This is a genomic window from Pigmentibacter ruber (assembly GCF_009792895.1).
Taxonomy (GTDB): domain Bacteria; phylum Bdellovibrionota_B; class Oligoflexia; order Silvanigrellales; family Silvanigrellaceae; genus Silvanigrella; species Silvanigrella rubra.
The window spans coordinates 256374-275744 of sequence record NZ_WSSC01000004.1 but is presented as its reverse complement, the minus strand read 5'-3'; the positions used below and the strand labels follow the sequence as shown (position 1 = coordinate 275744).

Genomic DNA, 19371 nt, shown 5'->3' with positions numbered 1-19371 from the left:
AATGAATATTCAAGAATACTTGAAAAAAGAAGCCGAAGGAAAATCTTGGCTTCCGGGTTTCGGCGTCTTTGAAAGAGAAGTTCGTCGATTTTTTGCAGTCCCAGCACAAACAATTTTAGCTCCCTTTGGAAGTGCTATTCTTTATTTTGGCTTGTTTGGTTTAGCATTAGGAAAATTAATTTCCAAAAATAATGATCATGTTCTGACACATGGTTATGATTATGTAGTTTTCTTAATCCCAGGAATTATTGCGATGGAAGTAGTAAATGCTGGGCTACAAAATCCAATGAGTAGTATTATGATTGCTAAATGGAGTGGAACAATTGTAGATGTTTTAATGGCACCTCTTTCTCCATTTGCAATGTGGTTTGCTTATATTAGTGGTGCAGTAATTCGCTCATTAATTGTTACTTTAGCAGTCCTTGCGGCTGGATTTTTATGTGCTTGGACTTTTATTCCATTTAACCCATTTTTATTAATTATAGCATTGTTTTTGGCTACAGGAATATTTGGAAGTATTGGTATAGCTGCTGGAGCTGTTTGTAAAAGTTGGGATCAAGTAGGTATTTTAATTTCTTTTATAGTTCAGCCATTAATCTTTTTTTCTGGAGTATTTTTTTCATTCAATACTTTTCCTGAATGGATTCAATTTATAAGATATTTTAATCCAATATTTTATATAGTGAGTATGTTTCGTTTCTCAATTTTAGGTATTTCAGATACATCTCCTTTAATTAGTTTTTCTGTATCAATACTTTTTTTTATTTTAACCTCAGTTTTTTCGGTTAAAGTTTTAAAATCAGGCTTTGGTTTGAGGGCATAATAATGAGCAATATTGCTATTGAATTTAAAAATGCAAGTAAGACATATAAATTGCCAAAAGGTGATTTGTTTACTGCCTTAAAACCGATTGATTTGCAAATTAAGAAAGGAGAATGCTTTGGCTTATTAGGGCATAATGGTGCAGGAAAAACAACGCTATTAAGTCTTTTAGCTGGAATAAATAAACCAACTACTGGCGATGTTTTTGTTGAGGGGTTAAGTGTTTCTAAAAATACATCTGAAACAAAAAGATTATTAGGGGTTGTTCAGCAAGAATTAATCGCCGATACATTCTTTAATTTACCTACTATGCTTAAAATTCAAAGTAAGCTATCTGGCTTTAAACCTGATACAGAATGGATCCATTTTTTGTTAGATAAACTAATGCTGCTTGATCATGAGAAAAAAACAACTCGTGAATTAAGTGGTGGAATGAAGCGAAGAATGATGATAGCCAGAGCATTAGTGCATAAACCAAAAATATTAGTTTTAGATGAACCCACAGCAGGTGTTGATATTCAACTTAGAAAAAGTATGTGGGAATTTATTGAGGATTTACACAAAGAGGGCTTAACAATTATTTTAACCACTCACTATTTGCAAGAAGCAGAAGAATTTTGCAGCAGAATTGCTATTATAAAACAAGGTGAAATAGTAACTTTAAAAGAAAATGCAGATTTGCTCGCGTTAGGTGGTATGCATAAAGTCTGTTGTTTTACTGAAGTCTCAAATGTAAAAACTTGGATTGAGGAAAATCAACCCTATTTAAAAGAAAAAAATGTTGGAGTAGAAGCAATTAAAACAGTGACACAAAGCACAGGGGCATTAAAATTATCTTTACCTTATATTCATGGTAGTATGAGTTCTTTCTTAGATTCAGTAAATATTCTCCATATTGTCACTGATAAGTTAAAACTTAAAATTAATGACATATGTACTGAATCACCTGGTTTAGAAGATGTTTTTGTAAAAATAAATGCTGGTGATATTCTTGTAAAATAAAATATTATTTTCTATTCTTATACTCTTTGACAAAATATTCTTTAGTAAAAAGATTGACTGATTGAATTTTTGGATGATTTTTAAGTTTATCGAGCTCTTCTATGCTTGGATCACCGATGATATAAATAATTGAATATTTTTCTCTCTTAAAAAATGTGTTTAATGTTCTATTTATTTTATTTAAATCGTTAATATTTTTTATATATAAAAGATAATCTGAAACATCAATATTAGGAATCGAGTTAGATGAAACTTTCCCAGTGATTAACTTTAGATAATCTGAATTTGTAAATTCTTTTTTTGCTTCTGAGTGAATAATGCTTTTTTTTGTATTAATTAAATTTTCTCTAGATATCCCAGTTTTTATGTAATTATCTAGTAGGTCAAGTGAAAGATTGATAGAATTAAATACATCATTTTTAGGGCTTTCATATACTAAGGAAAATTCTGTATCATTGAGTATAGTATAGGGGTTATAACTAATACCTGTTTCGGAACGAATTTTAGGGAAGAAAAAATTGTCTTTAAAATCAAAATAAATAATATCAAGGTGCATATTATCTGTTTTACTAAAATTATAATTGTCTGAGAAATTTTGACTAATTGTTATATAGTTGCGTTTAAAGTTCTTATTTTGCAGAATATAAATATCAAATTTTTCTGATTTTTTTTGCAATTCAATATTTTCATGGTAGAGTTCTGGATAAATGTTACCTTGCGGTAATTTATTTAAGAATTTCTTAATTACAGGTAATTGATCTTTTTCAGTAGTTGATATGTATACTAATTTTAAACCATTTGCATGCACTACTTTTTCGTGTATTTTTTCTATATCTCTTATTTTAACACTATCTAAGCTATTTGAATTATTTAGATTATAAAATTTGTTATAAGATAAAAAACTTATTTCTTCATTAATCAAATCTTGAGTTAATGAAGTATCATTTAAATTTATTTTATCTGATATTTTGTTTTTCCAATTTTTTATGTAATAAGATAAATTTTCTTCAAAATAAATTGGGGAATTAAATATACAATTTATATATTGCAGATGATAATCTAAATTTTTATTTAACCCTATAAACTGAAAATAGGCTTTATTTTCATTAGTATAAAAGTAATTAATTTCTAGATTATCGCTTCCATCATTTACACATATTGGGTGCGTCCTAGTTATTAAGTTTAAATTAAGTAATTGAAGGAAAATATGAAAGGCAGTCTTTTCTTTACCATTAAAAATATTTAAGCCATTGGCAAAAGAAATGGTTAAATAAAATAAAGGTGATTTATCTAAGCTATTGTGCCAATAAATTGAGCTTTTATTTGGCAATGATATTTTTTTGAAATCAATCTGATCCCTTTCAAATGCATGAATATTTTCATACAAATTGTTGTTTTTTTTCTTAAATAGATCTAGTGAGTAAGAAGGATTGCTTAATATTATTAGAAAAGGAAAAATCAGTTTAATATAATTAATATACATATTTCTATCTTTCATCAATTTTACAGAAATTAATTAATTTTTTATCCTGCAGAAATTTTTTTGTATAATATTTGTTTTTAATAAAATTTTCTTCAATCCAATTTGAAAAATTTGAGTTATTTAAATTAGAAATAATCTCAGATAATTTTACTTCTGGATTTGTAGTTTTAAAAGTAAAAAAATTAAAAGCAATATTTTCAGCAATATTAAAGCTTTTTTCATAATTTAAAGCAGAGTTTTTGATTAAATAATCTCTCATTTTATTTAATTCATAAAAGGTAAATTTAGTATTTTTTATTTCATTTAATTTATTAAAAAGAGCATTTTTGTGTGTTGAAAAATTTTTAGGATCACTTGTTTCAAAGTTGAATTCAGTCTCGTCATCAATAACGCCGCTTCCTGTATTATAATACAAATAAAAATCTGAAATATAATCTTTTTCGTAAAGTTCACTTACAAAAGAGTTTGATTTATTTGTCAGAATATAATTTAGTATATCAAAATAAATAATATCTTCTTCAGAAAATTTCTCTTTCTTAAAAACAAAAGTGAATCGATTTGTTGGTAAATTTTTATCAAAGCAAATGTAATTTGAAAAATTTAAATTGTGAGAATATTTTTTTTCAGGATTTTCTGATTTAGCTTTCCAGTTTTTAAATTCTTGGTATATTTTTTCCGCAATATTATCTGGATTAAATTTTCCCACAACTATAAAAATAGTATTTTTGGGAGAATAGTGTTGAGAATAAAAATCATATAATTGTTTAGCAGTAAATGATTTAATATTTTCTTCTGAACCAAGAATACTTTCTTCGTATGGTGTTTTATGGTAAAGAATTTTATTTAATGTCTCTGAAGTTTTAGAAAAAATATCGTCTTTATCTACAGATATAGATTTCTCATTTAGTACAATGTTTCTTTCATTTTCTAATGAAGTACTATTTATTTCTAAATTTTGGAACATATTTCCTTGTAATTTTAAAATTTCGTCAAAAGCAGGAGCAGGAAAATTGATATAAAATCTGACAAATCTTTTATACGTGTGAGCGTTGAATTCAGCACCCAATTTCAACAGTTCTTGTTCAAATTTCTTATTTTTCGAGCCTTTTGCGTCTAGGAAAAATAGATGTTCTAGAAAATGTGCTATTCCAGCATCTTTTTTTTCAATTTCTTTATTGCTACCAGCATTTACAACTGTAAAAAGCGTGGAAAATGAATTTTTTGTTTGTGGGACTACTATTAAAGTTAAGCCATTAGAATACTTGTACAAGAAAGTTGATAAAGATGATTCTGGTAAAACTTGACTAACTTTCTCTAAATAATAATTTTTTTTATTACTGTAATTATTAGCAAATACTGATTGTATAGATAGACATGTAAAAAATACTGTTTTAAAAACTCTAGAAAAAATAAGCATAATGAATCCTAGATAGAAAAGAAAACAAACAAGGGGCTTATCCTTTACTTGTTAAGTTTTTATTATACTTTTTTATATTTTTTGCAATATCTAGAAAATTAAATAAACATAAGTGATTATGTTTATTATAGATAAAAATAAAAATGGCGGATATCTAAATTATCCGCCATTTTTCGCTATTCCAAGGAACTAATAGCTCGTGCTGTTATTTTTTAACTTCTACTGCAAGTTCTAATTCAACTTTTTCAGCAAAGTCTACATGCCAGCCTTTAGCTAATATTTCAAATTTACCTGTGTACAGACCTTCTGCCAAATTTGGATTTTTTGTTGAGTCAAATTTTACATTTAACACAGATCCAAAATTGTTGTAGCAGATTGCTCCATCATTCATATTTAAAATTCCACAGTCTACACCACTTCCAACACTTCTGTAACCTGTAAGAGTTAATTGAACTAATTTGTCACCATGTTGAGCTAAAACTTTGAAATCTGTTCCTTTAGTTTTGTATTGATCAACTCCCCAAATTGGTTTTAAATCATTGATTAAAAAGTAAACAGAACTTTTTCTAGTTTCGTTAGCTGCTTTCAAAGAAAAATCTTTTGAAGCATAAGGTTTTGTAGCAGTAATTACATTTGCCAATTTATTATTAATTTTAAATTCTAAAGTAATGTCTTTTTCATAACTTGGTGTATGCCAACCTTTTGCTTGAATGTTGATTGTTCCTGTAAAAATTCCATTTTCTAATTTAGCATTATCTGCTGGATCATATTTAACTATTAAGCTTGAAAAATCAGGTTTTTCAGTTGGGCATGTAATACCATCATTCATTTGTCTTTCAAAACCACATGCATTATCTCTATAAGCAGTAAATTTAATTTTAGTTTTTTCTTTAGTTGCTTCATTGATAGCTTCTACATCAAATTTTGTAGACTTAACGTTATATTGTCCCCAAACGCCTTTCATGTCAGAATCTTTCAAAATAAAGTAAACAGAACCTGTAGTTTTGTCTTTTTCAGTTGAAGCTTCGATAGATAAATCTTCAGATATATATGATTTGTCTTCAGTAATTAAATTTTTAGTATCTTTTTCAGGAACAATAACTCCTGGAGTGATGTCTGCTGTTGTTTCTTGAGGAGAAGAGTTAGAGCTTTTCTTACAAGAATAGAGTCCTAATGCTGAAATTAAAGTTAATGAAACTAAAATTTTTTTAGAAGTGAATTTCATAAATATTCCTTTATAATAAAATGAAATAAAATAATGATTAATTAGCAACAAAATATAATTGTTACAAAGTTATTATTATTGATAAAAGCTTTGAAATTCAATTCATTTATCTATTAAAGTAACCAATTAAAATTAAAGATATTAATGTTTTTGTAATTTAAATATTTATTTAATATAATGAAAATATTGAATAAAATGGTAATTCTCATTCTGTATATTTTATGAATGCTAGATTAAGAAATCATTAAAAAGGGAACAAAAAAACAATGTATTTATGTAGTAGTAAAAGTGTTTTATTGTATGAAAAGTTTATATAAAAAATATTAAACATTCTTCTTAAGATACCATATTTCTTCGGTAGCTGGACAAATTCCTTTTAAACCATTTGGAATTATTAAAGTTTCCAAAATTTTAATGGAATAACGGTTTGAGTAGTGTGTTTCAATTTCATTATGCGACAGAGAAAAAGGAGGGCCGTCCATAAGAGTTTGATCATAGTTATACGTTATTAATAATTGATCAGCCGAATTTGTTATATTCATTAAATGTGAAGTATATTTTATTCTCACTTCTTTTGGCAAAGCAACTAAAGCAGCTCTATCATATATGTAGTCAATATTTCCTATTAATTCTTTAGTTAAACTAAAAATATTTCCTACATATATTGCGACATTCTTAGTAAAGTACAATTTCATATCCTGTAAGACACTAACTTTTGGATTCACTCCTAAATTTTCAAATAGTTCTATGACTGCTTTTTCGCTAAGTTCAACACCTATAATATTTTGATTTTGGGAAAGTAACCATTTAATATCTAATGTTTTCCCGCATAGCGGAAGGAATATGTTATTATTTGTTTTTGCAGTAAAAAAATGCTGATATTTAAGTAAACTTGGATTTGTTTGTTCAAGATGAAACGGAATATTATTTGTTTCCCATCTTTCTAGCCAAAAATTTTTATCCATTATAAAAATCCTTCAAGTTAAATAAGAAAAATTCAAATTTAAATTATTTTTTTTAGAAATCAATACCAAAAAATAATTTTTGCTTATAGAAAATTTTAAGAAAAACTTTTTTTAATAAAAGTAACTAAAATAATATTTTATTGGTAACTAACTTATTTACTTTTAAATTGAATTAATATTATTTTAATTGGTTTTCATTGAGTGCTTAAAAAAAATTGTAGAATTAAAAAGTTACCAAAGAAATTTTTCTAAAATATATGCTAATTGCCTAAATTTAAAAGTTAATTTATAAACTGTTTTTAACTTTAAGGGAGTAATTTATGCAAATTAAAAAAATAGTCTTCTTGCTTTTCCCTTTATATCTTTTTTCTCAAACTGTTTATTCGCAAGAAATTAAAAGAAAGAAAGTACTATCACTAGGAGAGGAAATACCCACAACTCCTGAGGAGGAACAATTTAATGAGCAATTAATAAAACTTCTAAAAGGTGTAGTGCAAAATGGTTACAACAATAGACAAGGGCAAGATCATCCTGCAAAAAGAGATGCTCATGCTAAACAGCATGGATGTGTTGCAGCTAAATTTAAAATTGAATCGAATATTCCATCTAAATTCAGAAAAGGGATTTTTTCAACAAAGGATGAATATAAAGCTATACTTCGTTTTTCAAATGGATCTAGTGAATTAAAATCTGATAAAGTTGGTGATGCGCATGGCATGGCTATAAAAATTCTTGATGTTAAAGCAAATTTACTAAGCTATGAAGAAGCTAATGGCGAATTAAACACTCAAGACTTCATTATGATTGATCATCCCGTTTTCTTTTTAAGAAATTCTAAAGATTACTTACCTTTCATGATGGCACGAAAAAGTGGTCCAGAAGGATTTAAAGAGTGGCTAAAAAATAATCCATATGAAGCAGATATTATTACAAAATCTATATCCAAGTCACCTACTAATCCATTAGCATCACAATATTGGAGTCAAACTCCATACAAAATTGGTGATAAATCAGCTATGAAATTTACTGCCAAGCCTTGTACTGGACAAAATTTTATTGATATTCCAAAAGAACAACGGCAAGATAATTATTTAAGAGATGCCTTAGCCATGAATTTAGCAAGAAGTGAATTTTGTTTTGACTTTTTTATTATCCCACAGAGAGATGCAAAACAACATCTCATAGAAGATTCTACTGTTGAGTGGCCAACAACTTGGAAGGGAAAAAATAATATTTTTAAAGTAGCAACAATTTATATTCCTAAAGAACAAGCTCCAAATTCATCTGAAGCTTTAAAAATATGTGAAGAATTATCTTTTACACCGTGGCATGGAAGTGAAGATTTCAGACCTTTAGGTGGAATAAATAGAACTAGAAAAAAAATATATTTAGAATTATCAAAATATAGAAATCAATTGAATTTAGTTAATCCAAGTATACCCTCCTCAGATACTTGGGAAATTTTGTTACCTAAGTAAAGTTTCCTAAGTTCTTTTCAAATTCCTTTTTGTTCTTGCTCAAAATAAAATATTCATATATCTAAAAAAAATTAATAATTTATATAATTTTTTTTAGAAGGGTTTATGTTAAAAAAATACATCATTACTATTATTTTGTTTTCCTTAAAAAATTTTGCTTCTGCTGATGAAACATATGTTAATTGCGTGAATAAAAATTTAGATTGGAAATGGTTACGTGATTCTCAAAATAATTATGTTAAAGTTGTGGGCTATTGGAAAACACAATGGCTTACCCCAGATCATATATTTTCATACTTTGAGTTAAGTGATGGACTAGAAGGTTACAAAAAATTAAAAGAAATGTGTATTAAAAAATTTGGTGAACAATTTTCTATTTTACAACCAGCAGATCATTTTTATTCCTTATGGCATCCTTTTTTTGTAGACAATCAATATTTTGTAAATGGCCGAATTTCTGTTTATCAATTCTCAAGCCAAGATAGTTTATTTTTAAATAATTATTCAACATTTTCAAATCCAAATTTTGAGTTTCTTTCTTTATTTCAATTAGGAAAAATGTGCGAAGGTGTGATTGATAACTGTATAACCGAATGAAAAAGCAAAGAATCAGATAGGGACTTGCATTAAGAAATTGTTTATGGCATACAGGTAATTCTTGTAAGCGGGGTGGTAGTAGAGTTGGTTACAACGCTGGCCTGTCACGCCGGAGGTCGCGGGTTCAAGTCCCGTCCATCCCGCCATTCATATTTTCAAAAAAAATCAGGAACTCTCAGTCAAATACTTTTGTCAGTATATTTTCTATTCTTTTACCTGCCATATTGATATCTTTTTGGTGTTTGATAGTGAGTGTGATATAAAGAATAGTTTTCCATGATTCCCGCAGTTATCTTTAATATAGTGGGTTGTCACATCAGAGTCTTTTCTATTCCAGATGACATCAAGGACAACAAATTCTTGCTTTACTGCCTTTTCAAGCAAAGTATATAGTGTAGGAAGTGATGAAATAAAACTAGAAAACCATACAATTGAATTTACCTTATTCAGCTTAGATCTGTAATCTAATTGGCAGACAAGTTCTATTGCATTATCATTTATTTCATCGTCATATTCATTAAGAAATATGTAGCTTAGATTTCCAGATTCTGGAAAAATATTTTTATCTATTTCTTTTTTATAAAACACGTTATTGTTAATTTCGAATGTATGAATTCCTGTATTGTATGATGCAATATAATTATTTACTTTTGCATTTCTAAGTTCTTGATCGATAGGTACATAATTTTGATCCAAATATTGTTGGTATTTTCTTATACAATCTTTAAATGATTCAGAAGAATTACACTCTGAAAAATATTCATCTACCATATTTATATTATTTTGAGCCGAATTTAAACTTTCTGATAAGTAATTTTTTTCGTCATTCGAAAAATGTTTGTAATATTCATGACTGAGAATCTTTTTTATATTTTTAAATGCTTCCGAATTAATTTCTTTAATATTAGATAATTTAGCTGAAAATTTAGCATAATTTAAACCATAATTAAACTGATCGCTAAAGTATTCAAGTTTGTCATCTAATATAATAAGTTTTGAATAAGGAGTAGATTTTATTTCAGAAACAATCCAAGAATTTTCATTTTTAGTGTCTAATTGATTCATAAATTCATTTGAAAAATAGTTGTTGATAGTATCAAACATTTGGCTACATTGCTCAACTTGGTTTAAATTACAAACATTTTTTTTCAAAATTGACTGAAGTTGTTTAAATTCTCCACCGAGTTGCAACCCAGCTACAGTTATTTTTATTGATTTTCTTGTATTTTCATCCAAATTACTAATTGAAGAGCTTGCATTTACTCCTATTTCTTCGAATATATTTTTTCCTCCTCCAACTTTTGCTTCAAATTTATCTTTTGTTGCTTTATTTTTAAAATCTATTCGAGCTGTAATTACAAGATAAGCTGAGAGTTTCTGTGAATCAATAATTTCATCCCCGCAAACCTTAATAAATTCAGCCTTACTTTTGTCAAAAATTGATTTATAAAAATCATTTAGTTTATAACCAGGCGAATGTTCATTAATTCTTTTCAATCTATTTTTTCCATTTGTAACGTTTGCAATAAGCGTAACTGTCGAGCTTGCTTCGTTAGTATTCAACATATTTAAAAAGTTTGAATCAATGGAAACTTCACCCTGAGGAGAATGTAATTTGCCATTGACATTTATATTTAACTTTTCGCTTAATTCTTCGGAGGATAAATTATTAAAAAAATTAACTTCTGATTTTCCGCTTTGAATAAATTCATGATAAGTATTATCTAAACAATTATTCTTTATTGTTTTATCTACAGAATTATAGCCTTTTCCAATAATACTGGTATGTGAGTCATGATGTTCTAAGAGGTTTGACAAGTATGTTTTCTGGATTGAAGAAGTATTAGAAGTTTCAGAGTTTTCTGAATTTTTTTTAGAACATGAGATTAGAGTAAGTGAAGCGATAATAACAATAGATAGATATAATTTCATATTTCTTCCCTTTTTTAATACTTAATTAAAATAATTTTTAAAGATTAATTTATTATTTTAAGTTAGTATTAAAACAATTTGTTTTTGTTGAAATTTTTAAAACTTAATTTATTTTTTATCGTTATTATAAATTATTTAAACAGTCAATAGTTCTTTTAGAAAAATTTAAAGGAAGCTATATAAAAATGAAAATATCTAAGTTATAAAACAATTAAATTTCAATAATTAAATTTAATTTTTAGTAATTAAATAAAATTTATGATTTTAAAAAAAAATATCAAAAATTATATATTTTTGATATTTTTAAGAATGACAAATTTCGATATGCATATTTAATAAAAAAAAATTGTTTATTTTCATAAAATTTAAAAATCAATCTATTATAGTTTTTCTTATATAGGAAATAATTTTTTTAGCAGTAAGATCAACTGTGTAAAGATCATTTAAGTAAATTTATTTTTAGAATTTCTATAATATACTCTCAATTGAAAATTATGGTCTGTATATGATATTATTCCAGGAAATAATATCTCATCACTTTCAGCAAATGGAATCCATTTATTTGAATATTTGTTTAGAGGTTGTGGATAGACATATTCAGTTTTAAATTCATCAAAGCATCTATTTTTCAAATTCTTATAGGTCTCTATACCGCCATTAAGAATGAAGTAATTAAAATATAGAGATTGTGTAAGATATTTTGTTTTTAAATTACCATCTATTTTTACATTCCCCTTGTTCAGCCATTTCCAGTCATTTTTTAAATTTGAACATATAACATATATTTCATTTGCAAATGAGTTGTTAAGAAATAAAATTGTAGAAAAAAATATAAATATGTTTATTTTAAAAGGCATAAAAATAAAAATCCTATTAAATTTTAAATTATTTTATTTTTATGATAAATATTTAATTTAAATTTGTCAAATAAATTTGCAAAAAATTTTATTTTCTGTATTGAATAATTATTTTAAATAAAATTTTATTTATCCAATTCTATATAATTTTAAAATTATAATAATAATTTAAAATATTTGTCATGAAGTTATTTCATCATATCTTTTCAAAAATAAGACCACTTGCTGTGATACCAGGACCAAAACCTATTGTAATAATTTTTTGTCCTTTAGGGATTGAATTGTCTTCAACTATATCTTTCCATGCAATTGGAATTGTTGAAGAGCTTACATTGCCGTGATTGAAAAATGTTTTGCGTGAGATTTGCATTTGTTCATCTGTTAATTCTAGCATTTCTTGGACATATTGAACAATTTTGGGACCACCAGGATGAACTGCATAGATGAAGTTGTTTTTATTCTCTAAAAAATTTATGCCAATTTGATCACATAAATTAATTACAAAATTAAGAATGTTTTTCTTAATCACATGTGGAACATTTTTTGAAAGATAAAAATAAAAATGATGTTTATCTGGTATCCAATATAAATTTTCACTTGAATTATGAAATACCTCTTCATAATTTGTCAAAATTTTTAGTCCACTAGTATTTAAATTATCAAATTCATTACTTATATAAGCAGAATATTTTACAAATCCATCTCCAAATAGAGTCATATTGATAATATTTTCTGGAGTTATTTCGTCCACATTAGTATGTAAAGAAAATACTTCAGTATGCACAATATCAATGTGTAATTTTTTCTTAGCGTGTTGAAAACCTTTCCAGGAAGAATATAAAAATCCGCTCGCCATACGTACAGCTGGAAATGCTCCATAACAACCCATTTGATAGGAGTGGGTAACGCAAGTATTGAACCATTGTTTTTGATCTACAAATGTTTGCACAGGACCTGGAGATAAGTAACCAGTATTAGTAACATGGATTATGTCATCAGGTTTTTTTAAATCATCCGGATAAAATTGATTTAATACATTTATGGCTATTTTATTAAATAATAACGATCTAGCATAAATATCAATTCCAAGTGGACTTTCAGCTAAATTTGGAAATAATTCTGGGTAATAATTGTCTTCTGAGATAAAGTTTTCAGGATTAGTATCTAACATAACATTTTGCATTTTTTGAATACGATCCTCTGAAATTGCATATTTTGAAAATTTTTCAAATACATCTTTGTAAACTTGTTCAATTTTTTGAGGGTCAGTTACTTTTTCTTTGTTACAACAATTTTTTGCAAATATTTTTGCCTTATAAAAATTCAATAATTTCTGCTCAATAGGAGTTTTTAAGTTTAATAAATCAAAATGACATAATATAACACTATGATAATTCATGACTATTATCCTTATAAAAGAAGTCTTTCCAACTCAATGAAATTTAAATTTAACTATTTAGAATAACACTAAATTTTCAAAAGATAAATAGATAAAAAAAAATATAAAAAAATCTTGACTCTCCTATAATGGGAGACTTTATACTTGTTAGGGTAGCTATGAATTAGGAGGTTTTATGTTTGAAAAATTAAAAGGCATATTTAAAAAAGATAGTATTGAAAATATTTCAGTTTTTAATTTAAATATTGAAGGTATGAATTGTAATTCTTGTGTTAATAAAATTTCTAAAGAGCTTAATTCTGTTAGTTTTATATCTAAATATTCTGTATTTTTAGATAAAAAACTTTTAGTGATTGAAATTAAAGATAAAAATAAAATTGATGAAGTTATTAATGTTATAAATAATTTAGGTTACAAAGTTAAATTATTGAATTAATATTCATTAAAAGGTGTTTAATATGAGCTTAATTGATAATAATGACTCAAAAATAATTACTTTAGAAGTGCAAGGTATGACTTGTGCTTCATGTGTTAATCATGTCGAAAAGGCTTTAGCTGCGGTAAATGGCGTAACTGAAACGAGCGTAAATTTAGCAACTGAAAAAGCTCAAGTGAAAATCTCTGCGGAGGTTAAAATTTCAGATCTCATCCGAGCAGTTGAAAAAAGTGGTTATAAGGCAAAAATATTTGATAACAATAAAGCAAATCAAAGTTTTGATTTAAGAAAGAAAATGCAGAAAGAAAAAATAATTCTTTTATTATCAGCACTCTTTACTTTTCCATTATTGTTACCTATGTTTTTCATGTTTTTTTCTATTCATATTGAGTTAAATATATGGTTACAAATTATTTTAGCTTCTATTGTGCAATTCATTTTTGGTTTTCGTTTTTATCGCTCAGCTTTTAAGGCTATTTTAGCTAAAAATGCAAACATGGATTTATTGGTTGCCATTGGAACATCTGCGGCATATTTATTAAGTATTATTGAAGTGTGCTATCAATACTATAGCAATAATTTAGCTGATATGCATTTATATTTTGAGAGCTCAGCAACTATTATTACCCTTATTTTATTTGGAAAATACTTAGAAAATAGAGCAAAATTTCAAACTTCTGAAGCAATAAGATCTTTGGAAAATCTTCGTCCGGATAATGCGACAATCTTTCAAGATGGAAATGAAATTAAAGTAAAAATAGAAGATGTAAAAACTGACGATATTGTATTAGTACGACCGGGTGAAATTATTCCTGTTGATGGCATTATTTTATCAGGGCATTCGCAAATTGATGAGTCTTTAATAACTGGAGAAAGTTTGCCAGTTGAAAAAAGTGAAGGTGATAGAATTACAGGTGGATCTTTAAATGGAAGTGGATTTTTAAAAGTAACGACCACTGCAATTGGGACAGAAACTCTTCTGGCAAAAATTATAAAAATGGTTGAAACAGCACAAGCAAAAAAAGCTCCTATTCAAAAATTAGTAGATAAAGTGAGTTCTATTTTTGTTCCAATAGTACTTCTCATCGCATTAATTACTTTTATAACTTGGGGAATAGTGAGCAACAATTGGTTAGATGCGGCATTGAAAGCTATTGCTGTACTGGTAATTGCTTGTCCCTGCGCTTTAGGATTAGCGACTCCAACAGCGATTATGGTAGGAACTGGAGTTGCTGCAAAGCACGGAATTTTAATTAAAGATGCTGAAGCTTTAGAACAAGTTCACGCTTTAAAAGTTGTTTCATTTGATAAGACTGGAACATTAACTATCGGGCAACCTAAATTAATAGATACTATAAATATAAATTCTTCAAAAAAAGAAATTCTTTCCTTATCTGCAGGATTGCAATCAGGAAGCGAACATCCACTTGCAAAAGCAGTTCTTACTTATGCGAAAGAAAATAAAATTGAAAGTTTTAAATTTAATTCATTAAATGCAATTATTGGTAAAGGTATAATAGGAAATTATCTTGGTAAATCATTTATTTTAGGTAGTGAGAAAATATTGCATGAACATAATTTATTTTTAAGTGAAGATCAAAATGCATTAGTTGCTAAAAATATAAATTTTGGCAGTACGATTTCTTACTTGATAGAAAGTAACAATGAAAGTAGTAAATTACTAGGTATCTTTATTTTTAGAGATATCATAAAAAGTAATGCGAGTGAGGCGATTGCAAAATTAAAAGCTTTGAATATTAAAACAGTAATGATATCTGGAGATAATTTAGGAAGTGCCAATTATGTTGCAAAATTGGTTGGTATTGATGAAGTTTATGCTAATGTATTACCTGATGAAAAATTAAATATTATTCAAAATTTAAAAGCTAAGTATGGTTTAGTTGCTATGGTTGGGGATGGAATTAATGATGCTCCTGCTCTTGCTGCAGCAAATGTAGGAATTTCTATGGGAGCTGGAACCGATGCTGCTATTCATGCTTCTGGTATTACTTTAATGAGTAACAATCCTTCTCTAGTTTTTGAAGCGATAGATATTTCACAAAAAACTTATAAAAAAATTAAACAAAATTTATTTTGGGCTTTTATTTATAATATCTTTGGTATTCCATTAGCCGCTATGGGATTTTTAAATCCTATGTTTGCTGGTTTTGCTATGGCGTTTAGTAGTTTTAGTGTTGTTACGAATTCGTTGTTTTTAAAAAAATGGAAGTTAAAGTAGAAATATTTTAAATTGAAAGAAAAGGTAATATGTCTTTTTTTAGCATTGGTGTTGCAGCAAAGAAAAGTGGGATCCATATAAAGATGATCCGCTATTATGAAGAGCAAGGATTGTTAACAAAACTAAAAAGATCTGAAGCCGGTTATCGTTTATATCAAGAAAATGATGTTCAAGTATTATTATTTATTAAAAGCGCTCGTGAGTTGGGTTTTTCAATAAATGAAATAAAAAAACTTTTAGATTTATGGAAAAATAAGAAAAGAAGCAATCAAGATGTAAAAAAAATAGCTCAGAAACATATTGAAAAATTACAGAATAAAATGGAACAGCTTAAAGCTATGTTAAGTACATTAGAAAATTTAGTTAAATGTTGTCAGGGAAATGATAGACCTGAGTGCCCAATTTTAGATAAGTTGAGCAGGAATTCTTAATTCCTAAATTGTAATTAAGAAATTCATTTTTTTTACATCTGAACCTTTTATAAAATTTCGACTTATTTATAAGATAAATATTATTAAACCATAAGCTTAGCTTATTTTTTTTCTTGTCCAGGGGTTAAAAGCTATAGAGTATTATTTATATTTAGAATAAATTAAGTAATTAATAGCAATTAAAAAATATTGTGATAGCCTCTCTTGTATATAAAAACGAGTTGGTTTATATTTTAACTTAGAAAGAAAATGATAATATTTTGGCGCAATTAATTTTTTTAATTGAAATAATTTTTTTCTTTGTTATTATTATTGAAGTTATATAACTAAAAAAATGTAATATTATATAAAAATATAGGAGATTATTATGAAAAAAGTTGAATTAGAGAAACAAACGTTTGCGAGATGGTTTTTTGCTTCTGTAATTGTAAAAAAATAATAAATTTTTATTTTTTTTAGCCTTTTGGAGTTGCTGAATAAGCACTCCTTTTTTTTTATTTAGGAAAAATAAATGCACTATAAAATAAGCGATAATATATTTTTTGAATTTAATAAAAAAAATTTGATTTTATGGGATTACAAAAATCATCAACAATTTGAATTAGAAAAAGAATATTTTGATTATTTACATGAATTGAATAAATCAAATATTTTTGAAATTAATGAATATAATCAAATAGAAATAGATCTTATAGAAAATAAAATTTTAGTACCCGTTAAAGAAAATACTAATAGTGAATGGAAAATAGGGACAATTGCTAAAATATTTCATTTAGGTACTAGTAGCATTCCTAATATTTATAATGGGTTATCAAAGCAGGAGTTTTCTGAAAAATATGTTTCATACTGCAATACAATAAATGAAAACTTGAATTTATCTTTCGAGTATGAAAGAGAAACAGTAAAAAGATTTGAATTACCAAAACCTAAATTAGAATTATTAGACCATACTAAAATAGTAGAAATTTTATTTGAAAGAAAAACAGTTCGTGAATTCATTGAAGAAAAATTAAGTTTAGAAAAGTTATCAGTACTTCTTTATTTAACATTTGGGTATGTGCATCTTAAGAACGAAACTTTAGGTGAAATATCAATACAAGGAAAAAGAAAAACAAGCCCATCTGGAGGAAATTTACATCCCACACAAGCTTATATTATGATCAATAATGTAGAAAATGTCGAATCTGGAATATATCATTATAACGCAGTTAAGCATTCTCTGGATTTTATTCATAAAGGCATAGATGATAAAGAATTAGCAAACATTCTTGATGGCCAATATTATTTTGAAAATTCAAGTATAAATATTATTCTAACAACTAGGTTTGAATTAAGTGCGTGGAAATATCCAACTTCAAGAACATATCGTGTTTCATTAATAGATATTGGGCATTTATCTCAAACATTTAATTTACTTTGTATTGCACTTGATATTAATTGTTGGATAACAGGAGCTTTTAATGAAGACAAAATTCATGAAATTCTTGAATTAGATCCGAATAAAGAAGCTGCATTATTTTTTCTTTCTGCAGGAAAAAGCACCGGAAAGTCAATTCCAAGAGAATTTATCAAGGAAAATATTTAACTTGATATTTTAATTAAATAAGTTATTTATCTAATTAAATTTTAAATATTTTAAAAATCAATATTATATAACTTAGTTTTGTATAATTAACTAGCTTCAATCAAATAAAATATTTGGATTTTTTAGTTTCATTATACGTGCGATACGAATATGTTTGATCAAGCCATTACTTCCTAATAAGCCAATTTCATCATCAGGATCACATAATGAAAGTAAATTTTGTAACGTGACAAGTTGAGTGGTTGTTAATTTAATTCCATCAATCTGACTGCGTGAAATTTTAATAAAACCTAAATTTGCAAGATGATCACGAATATTAGATTCATCACCAGAGTCTAATATTTCTTTTGTTTCTTTACTTTGTAAACTTGGGAAGCCTTGTTCTTTTAAATCATAAATAGAACTGATATGCCACCATTCTTCAGTAGGATACCAAGTGCCGTCTGTTAATATCCAACCACTAATTTTATTCAGATATTTTTGATCTTGCATGCGAAATAATTCCTTTAGGAATACAGGGCCAGCCTCTAAATGGGGAAGAGGCATTTAGAGTTAAAAACTCTGGGTTGATTACTACCAGACCAGTCAATAATCCCCAAGCACTTTGCGCTGAAATAGCTGCAAGAAAAACTTCTAAATGGTAATGAATTTCATTAAGTAATAATTCGTGTATTCCAGCACTTCTGACAGCTATGCGAAATGTCTCTAAATTTTGCAGAATTTGCGCACGTTGTTTCGCTCCCTGGGTAGGGCTTCTATATAAATTATATCGCACATTATTTTCACCGCATATTAATGCCCAGCCAATGGTACTTGCATGTGAATTAGTTTCTAAAATAAGCGCATGTGGGTATCTGGATTGAATTTCTCTTGCAAGTCGAATGCCTCTAGCAGTAAGTGGAGCTCTACTACTCGACATAACAGCTTCAAATTCAAGTCCTGTTGGAATAATATCTTTTTCAAAATGATTTCTTGCAAATACTTCAAAATATCTATCGATATAGGGTTGTGGTAAGCGCATTTTTTTGAATATTTTTTTACTAAATTCCCATTCTTTACGCATATGCGAAACAGTATTCGTTGGGCATTCCATTGTGCCAGGGCAAATTAAATTGCAATTAAGGCATGGCGGTAATGATAAAGGAGTGTCAATACAAAAAATGTGTGCACCACCAAGATCATTTAATGCTTCAAGAAGCCTATTATCGGAGTCTTGATAGGAGGTTGCACCTAAATCTGGAGTAAACGCTTCCCAAAATAAGGGAGAAATACAATTTCGCCATTGATGTCCAGTTTCTATTGGTTCAACTGGCAGTTGTGGAAAATAGGCTGCAAAGGCATCTTTTAAAACTTGAAATTCATATTGATTTGGTAATCCAGAAAGAATCCGCGATAGTTGAACCGAAGTTCTAACAATGGCGGACTTTTTTGTATTGGTTCCTGCAAGGTGAATGCCAATTATTTTAATTTGTTGTTCATATCTTCCAGCAACCAAACATTTTC

At 27.1% G+C, this 19371-nt stretch carries 17 protein-coding genes and 1 tRNA gene; 9 read left to right on the top strand and 9 right to left on the bottom strand.

The window, feature by feature from the left end; translation table 11 throughout:
• The first annotated feature begins 1 nt into the window (after window position 1).
• A complete protein-coding gene (locus GOY08_RS12700) occupies window positions 2-823 on the top strand; it encodes an ABC transporter permease (protein ID WP_158999294.1) in 822 nt (273 codons plus the stop codon).
• Window positions 824-825: 2 nt separating this feature from the next.
• A complete protein-coding gene (locus GOY08_RS12695; RefSeq protein WP_158999293.1) occupies window positions 826-1824 on the top strand; it encodes an ABC transporter ATP-binding protein in 999 nt (332 codons plus the stop codon).
• A 4-nt stretch (window positions 1825-1828) separates the two neighbouring features.
• Here the strand turns inward: GOY08_RS12695 and GOY08_RS12690 are convergent, their stop codons facing one another.
• The 4 genes from GOY08_RS12690 to tmpT form a co-directional block, all read right to left on the bottom strand.
• Window positions 1829-3307: a hypothetical protein gene (locus tag GOY08_RS12690; RefSeq protein ID WP_158999292.1), complete on the bottom strand. Its 1479-nt coding sequence runs from the start codon at window positions 3305-3307 to the stop codon at window positions 1829-1831.
• Between the two features lie 4 nt (window positions 3308-3311).
• On the bottom strand, window positions 3312-4724 hold the full coding sequence (locus GOY08_RS12685) for a M16 family metallopeptidase (protein WP_158999291.1): 1413 nt from the start codon (window positions 4722-4724) through the stop codon (window positions 3312-3314).
• Between the two features lie 205 nt (window positions 4725-4929).
• Window positions 4930-5949, bottom strand: coding sequence for a hypothetical protein (locus GOY08_RS12680; RefSeq protein ID WP_158999290.1), 1020 nt, complete (start codon window positions 5947-5949; stop codon window positions 4930-4932).
• A 323-nt stretch (window positions 5950-6272) separates the two neighbouring features.
• Entirely contained in the window at window positions 6273-6914 is a 642-nt protein-coding gene (gene tmpT, locus GOY08_RS12675) for a thiopurine S-methyltransferase (RefSeq protein ID WP_158999289.1), read from the bottom strand.
• 320 nt (window positions 6915-7234) lie between these two features.
• Here tmpT and GOY08_RS12670 point away from each other — a divergent pair, with 320 nt between their 5' ends.
• From GOY08_RS12670 to GOY08_RS12660, 3 genes are all read left to right on the top strand, one after another.
• Entirely contained in the window at window positions 7235-8392 is a 1158-nt protein-coding gene (locus tag GOY08_RS12670) for a catalase family protein (protein ID WP_158999288.1), read from the top strand.
• A gap of 105 nt (window positions 8393-8497) precedes the next feature.
• Window positions 8498-8989, top strand: coding sequence for a hypothetical protein (locus tag GOY08_RS12665; protein WP_158999287.1), 492 nt, complete (start codon window positions 8498-8500; stop codon window positions 8987-8989).
• Between the two features lie 69 nt (window positions 8990-9058).
• Window positions 9059-9135: transfer RNA gene (locus tag GOY08_RS12660), tRNA-Asp, on the top strand.
• A 58-nt stretch (window positions 9136-9193) separates the two neighbouring features.
• Here GOY08_RS12660 and GOY08_RS12655 read toward each other — a convergent pair.
• From GOY08_RS12655 to GOY08_RS12645, 3 genes are all read right to left on the bottom strand, one after another.
• Window positions 9194-10921 carry a hypothetical protein gene (locus GOY08_RS12655; protein WP_158999286.1) on the bottom strand — a complete coding sequence of 576 codons (1728 nt, stop codon included), beginning with the start codon at window positions 10919-10921 and terminating at the stop codon, window positions 9194-9196.
• A 443-nt stretch (window positions 10922-11364) separates the two neighbouring features.
• The gene (locus GOY08_RS12650; protein ID WP_158999285.1) at window positions 11365-11778 is read right to left on the bottom strand and encodes a hypothetical protein; all 414 of its coding nucleotides are present in this window, start codon (window positions 11776-11778) and stop codon (window positions 11365-11367) included.
• Between the two features lie 196 nt (window positions 11779-11974).
• Entirely contained in the window at window positions 11975-13177 is a 1203-nt protein-coding gene (locus GOY08_RS12645) for a 3-oxoacyl-[acyl-carrier-protein] synthase III C-terminal domain-containing protein (protein WP_158999284.1), read from the bottom strand.
• Window positions 13178-13352: 175 nt separating this feature from the next.
• On the opposite strand from GOY08_RS12645, the gene GOY08_RS12640 reads away from it, so the two are divergent.
• The 4 genes from GOY08_RS12640 to GOY08_RS12625 all read left to right on the top strand — a co-directional run bounded on the left by GOY08_RS12640 (window position 13353) and on the right by GOY08_RS12625 (window position 17868).
• The gene (locus tag GOY08_RS12640) at window positions 13353-13613 is read left to right on the top strand and encodes a heavy-metal-associated domain-containing protein (RefSeq protein ID WP_158999283.1); all 261 of its coding nucleotides are present in this window, start codon (window positions 13353-13355) and stop codon (window positions 13611-13613) included.
• Window positions 13614-13635: 22 nt separating this feature from the next.
• Entirely contained in the window at window positions 13636-15852 is a 2217-nt protein-coding gene (locus tag GOY08_RS12635) for a heavy metal translocating P-type ATPase (RefSeq protein WP_158999282.1), read from the top strand.
• Between the two features lie 29 nt (window positions 15853-15881).
• Window positions 15882-16283 carry a Cu(I)-responsive transcriptional regulator gene (gene cueR / locus GOY08_RS12630; RefSeq protein ID WP_158999281.1) on the top strand — a complete coding sequence of 134 codons (402 nt, stop codon included), beginning with the start codon at window positions 15882-15884 and terminating at the stop codon, window positions 16281-16283.
• Between the two features lie 511 nt (window positions 16284-16794).
• The gene (locus GOY08_RS12625; RefSeq protein ID WP_158999280.1) at window positions 16795-17868 is read left to right on the top strand and encodes a SagB/ThcOx family dehydrogenase; all 1074 of its coding nucleotides are present in this window, start codon (window positions 16795-16797) and stop codon (window positions 17866-17868) included.
• Between the two features lie 96 nt (window positions 17869-17964).
• On the opposite strand, the gene GOY08_RS12620 is transcribed toward GOY08_RS12625, so the two are convergent.
• On the bottom strand, window positions 17965-18360 hold the full coding sequence (locus tag GOY08_RS12620) for a hypothetical protein (RefSeq protein WP_158999279.1): 396 nt from the start codon (window positions 18358-18360) through the stop codon (window positions 17965-17967).
• Entirely contained in the window at window positions 18335-19363 is a 1029-nt protein-coding gene (locus tag GOY08_RS12615; RefSeq protein ID WP_158999278.1) for a hypothetical protein, read from the bottom strand. Before GOY08_RS12615 ends, GOY08_RS12620 begins: the two co-directional genes overlap by 26 nt.
• Window positions 19364-19371 lie beyond the last annotated feature (8 nt).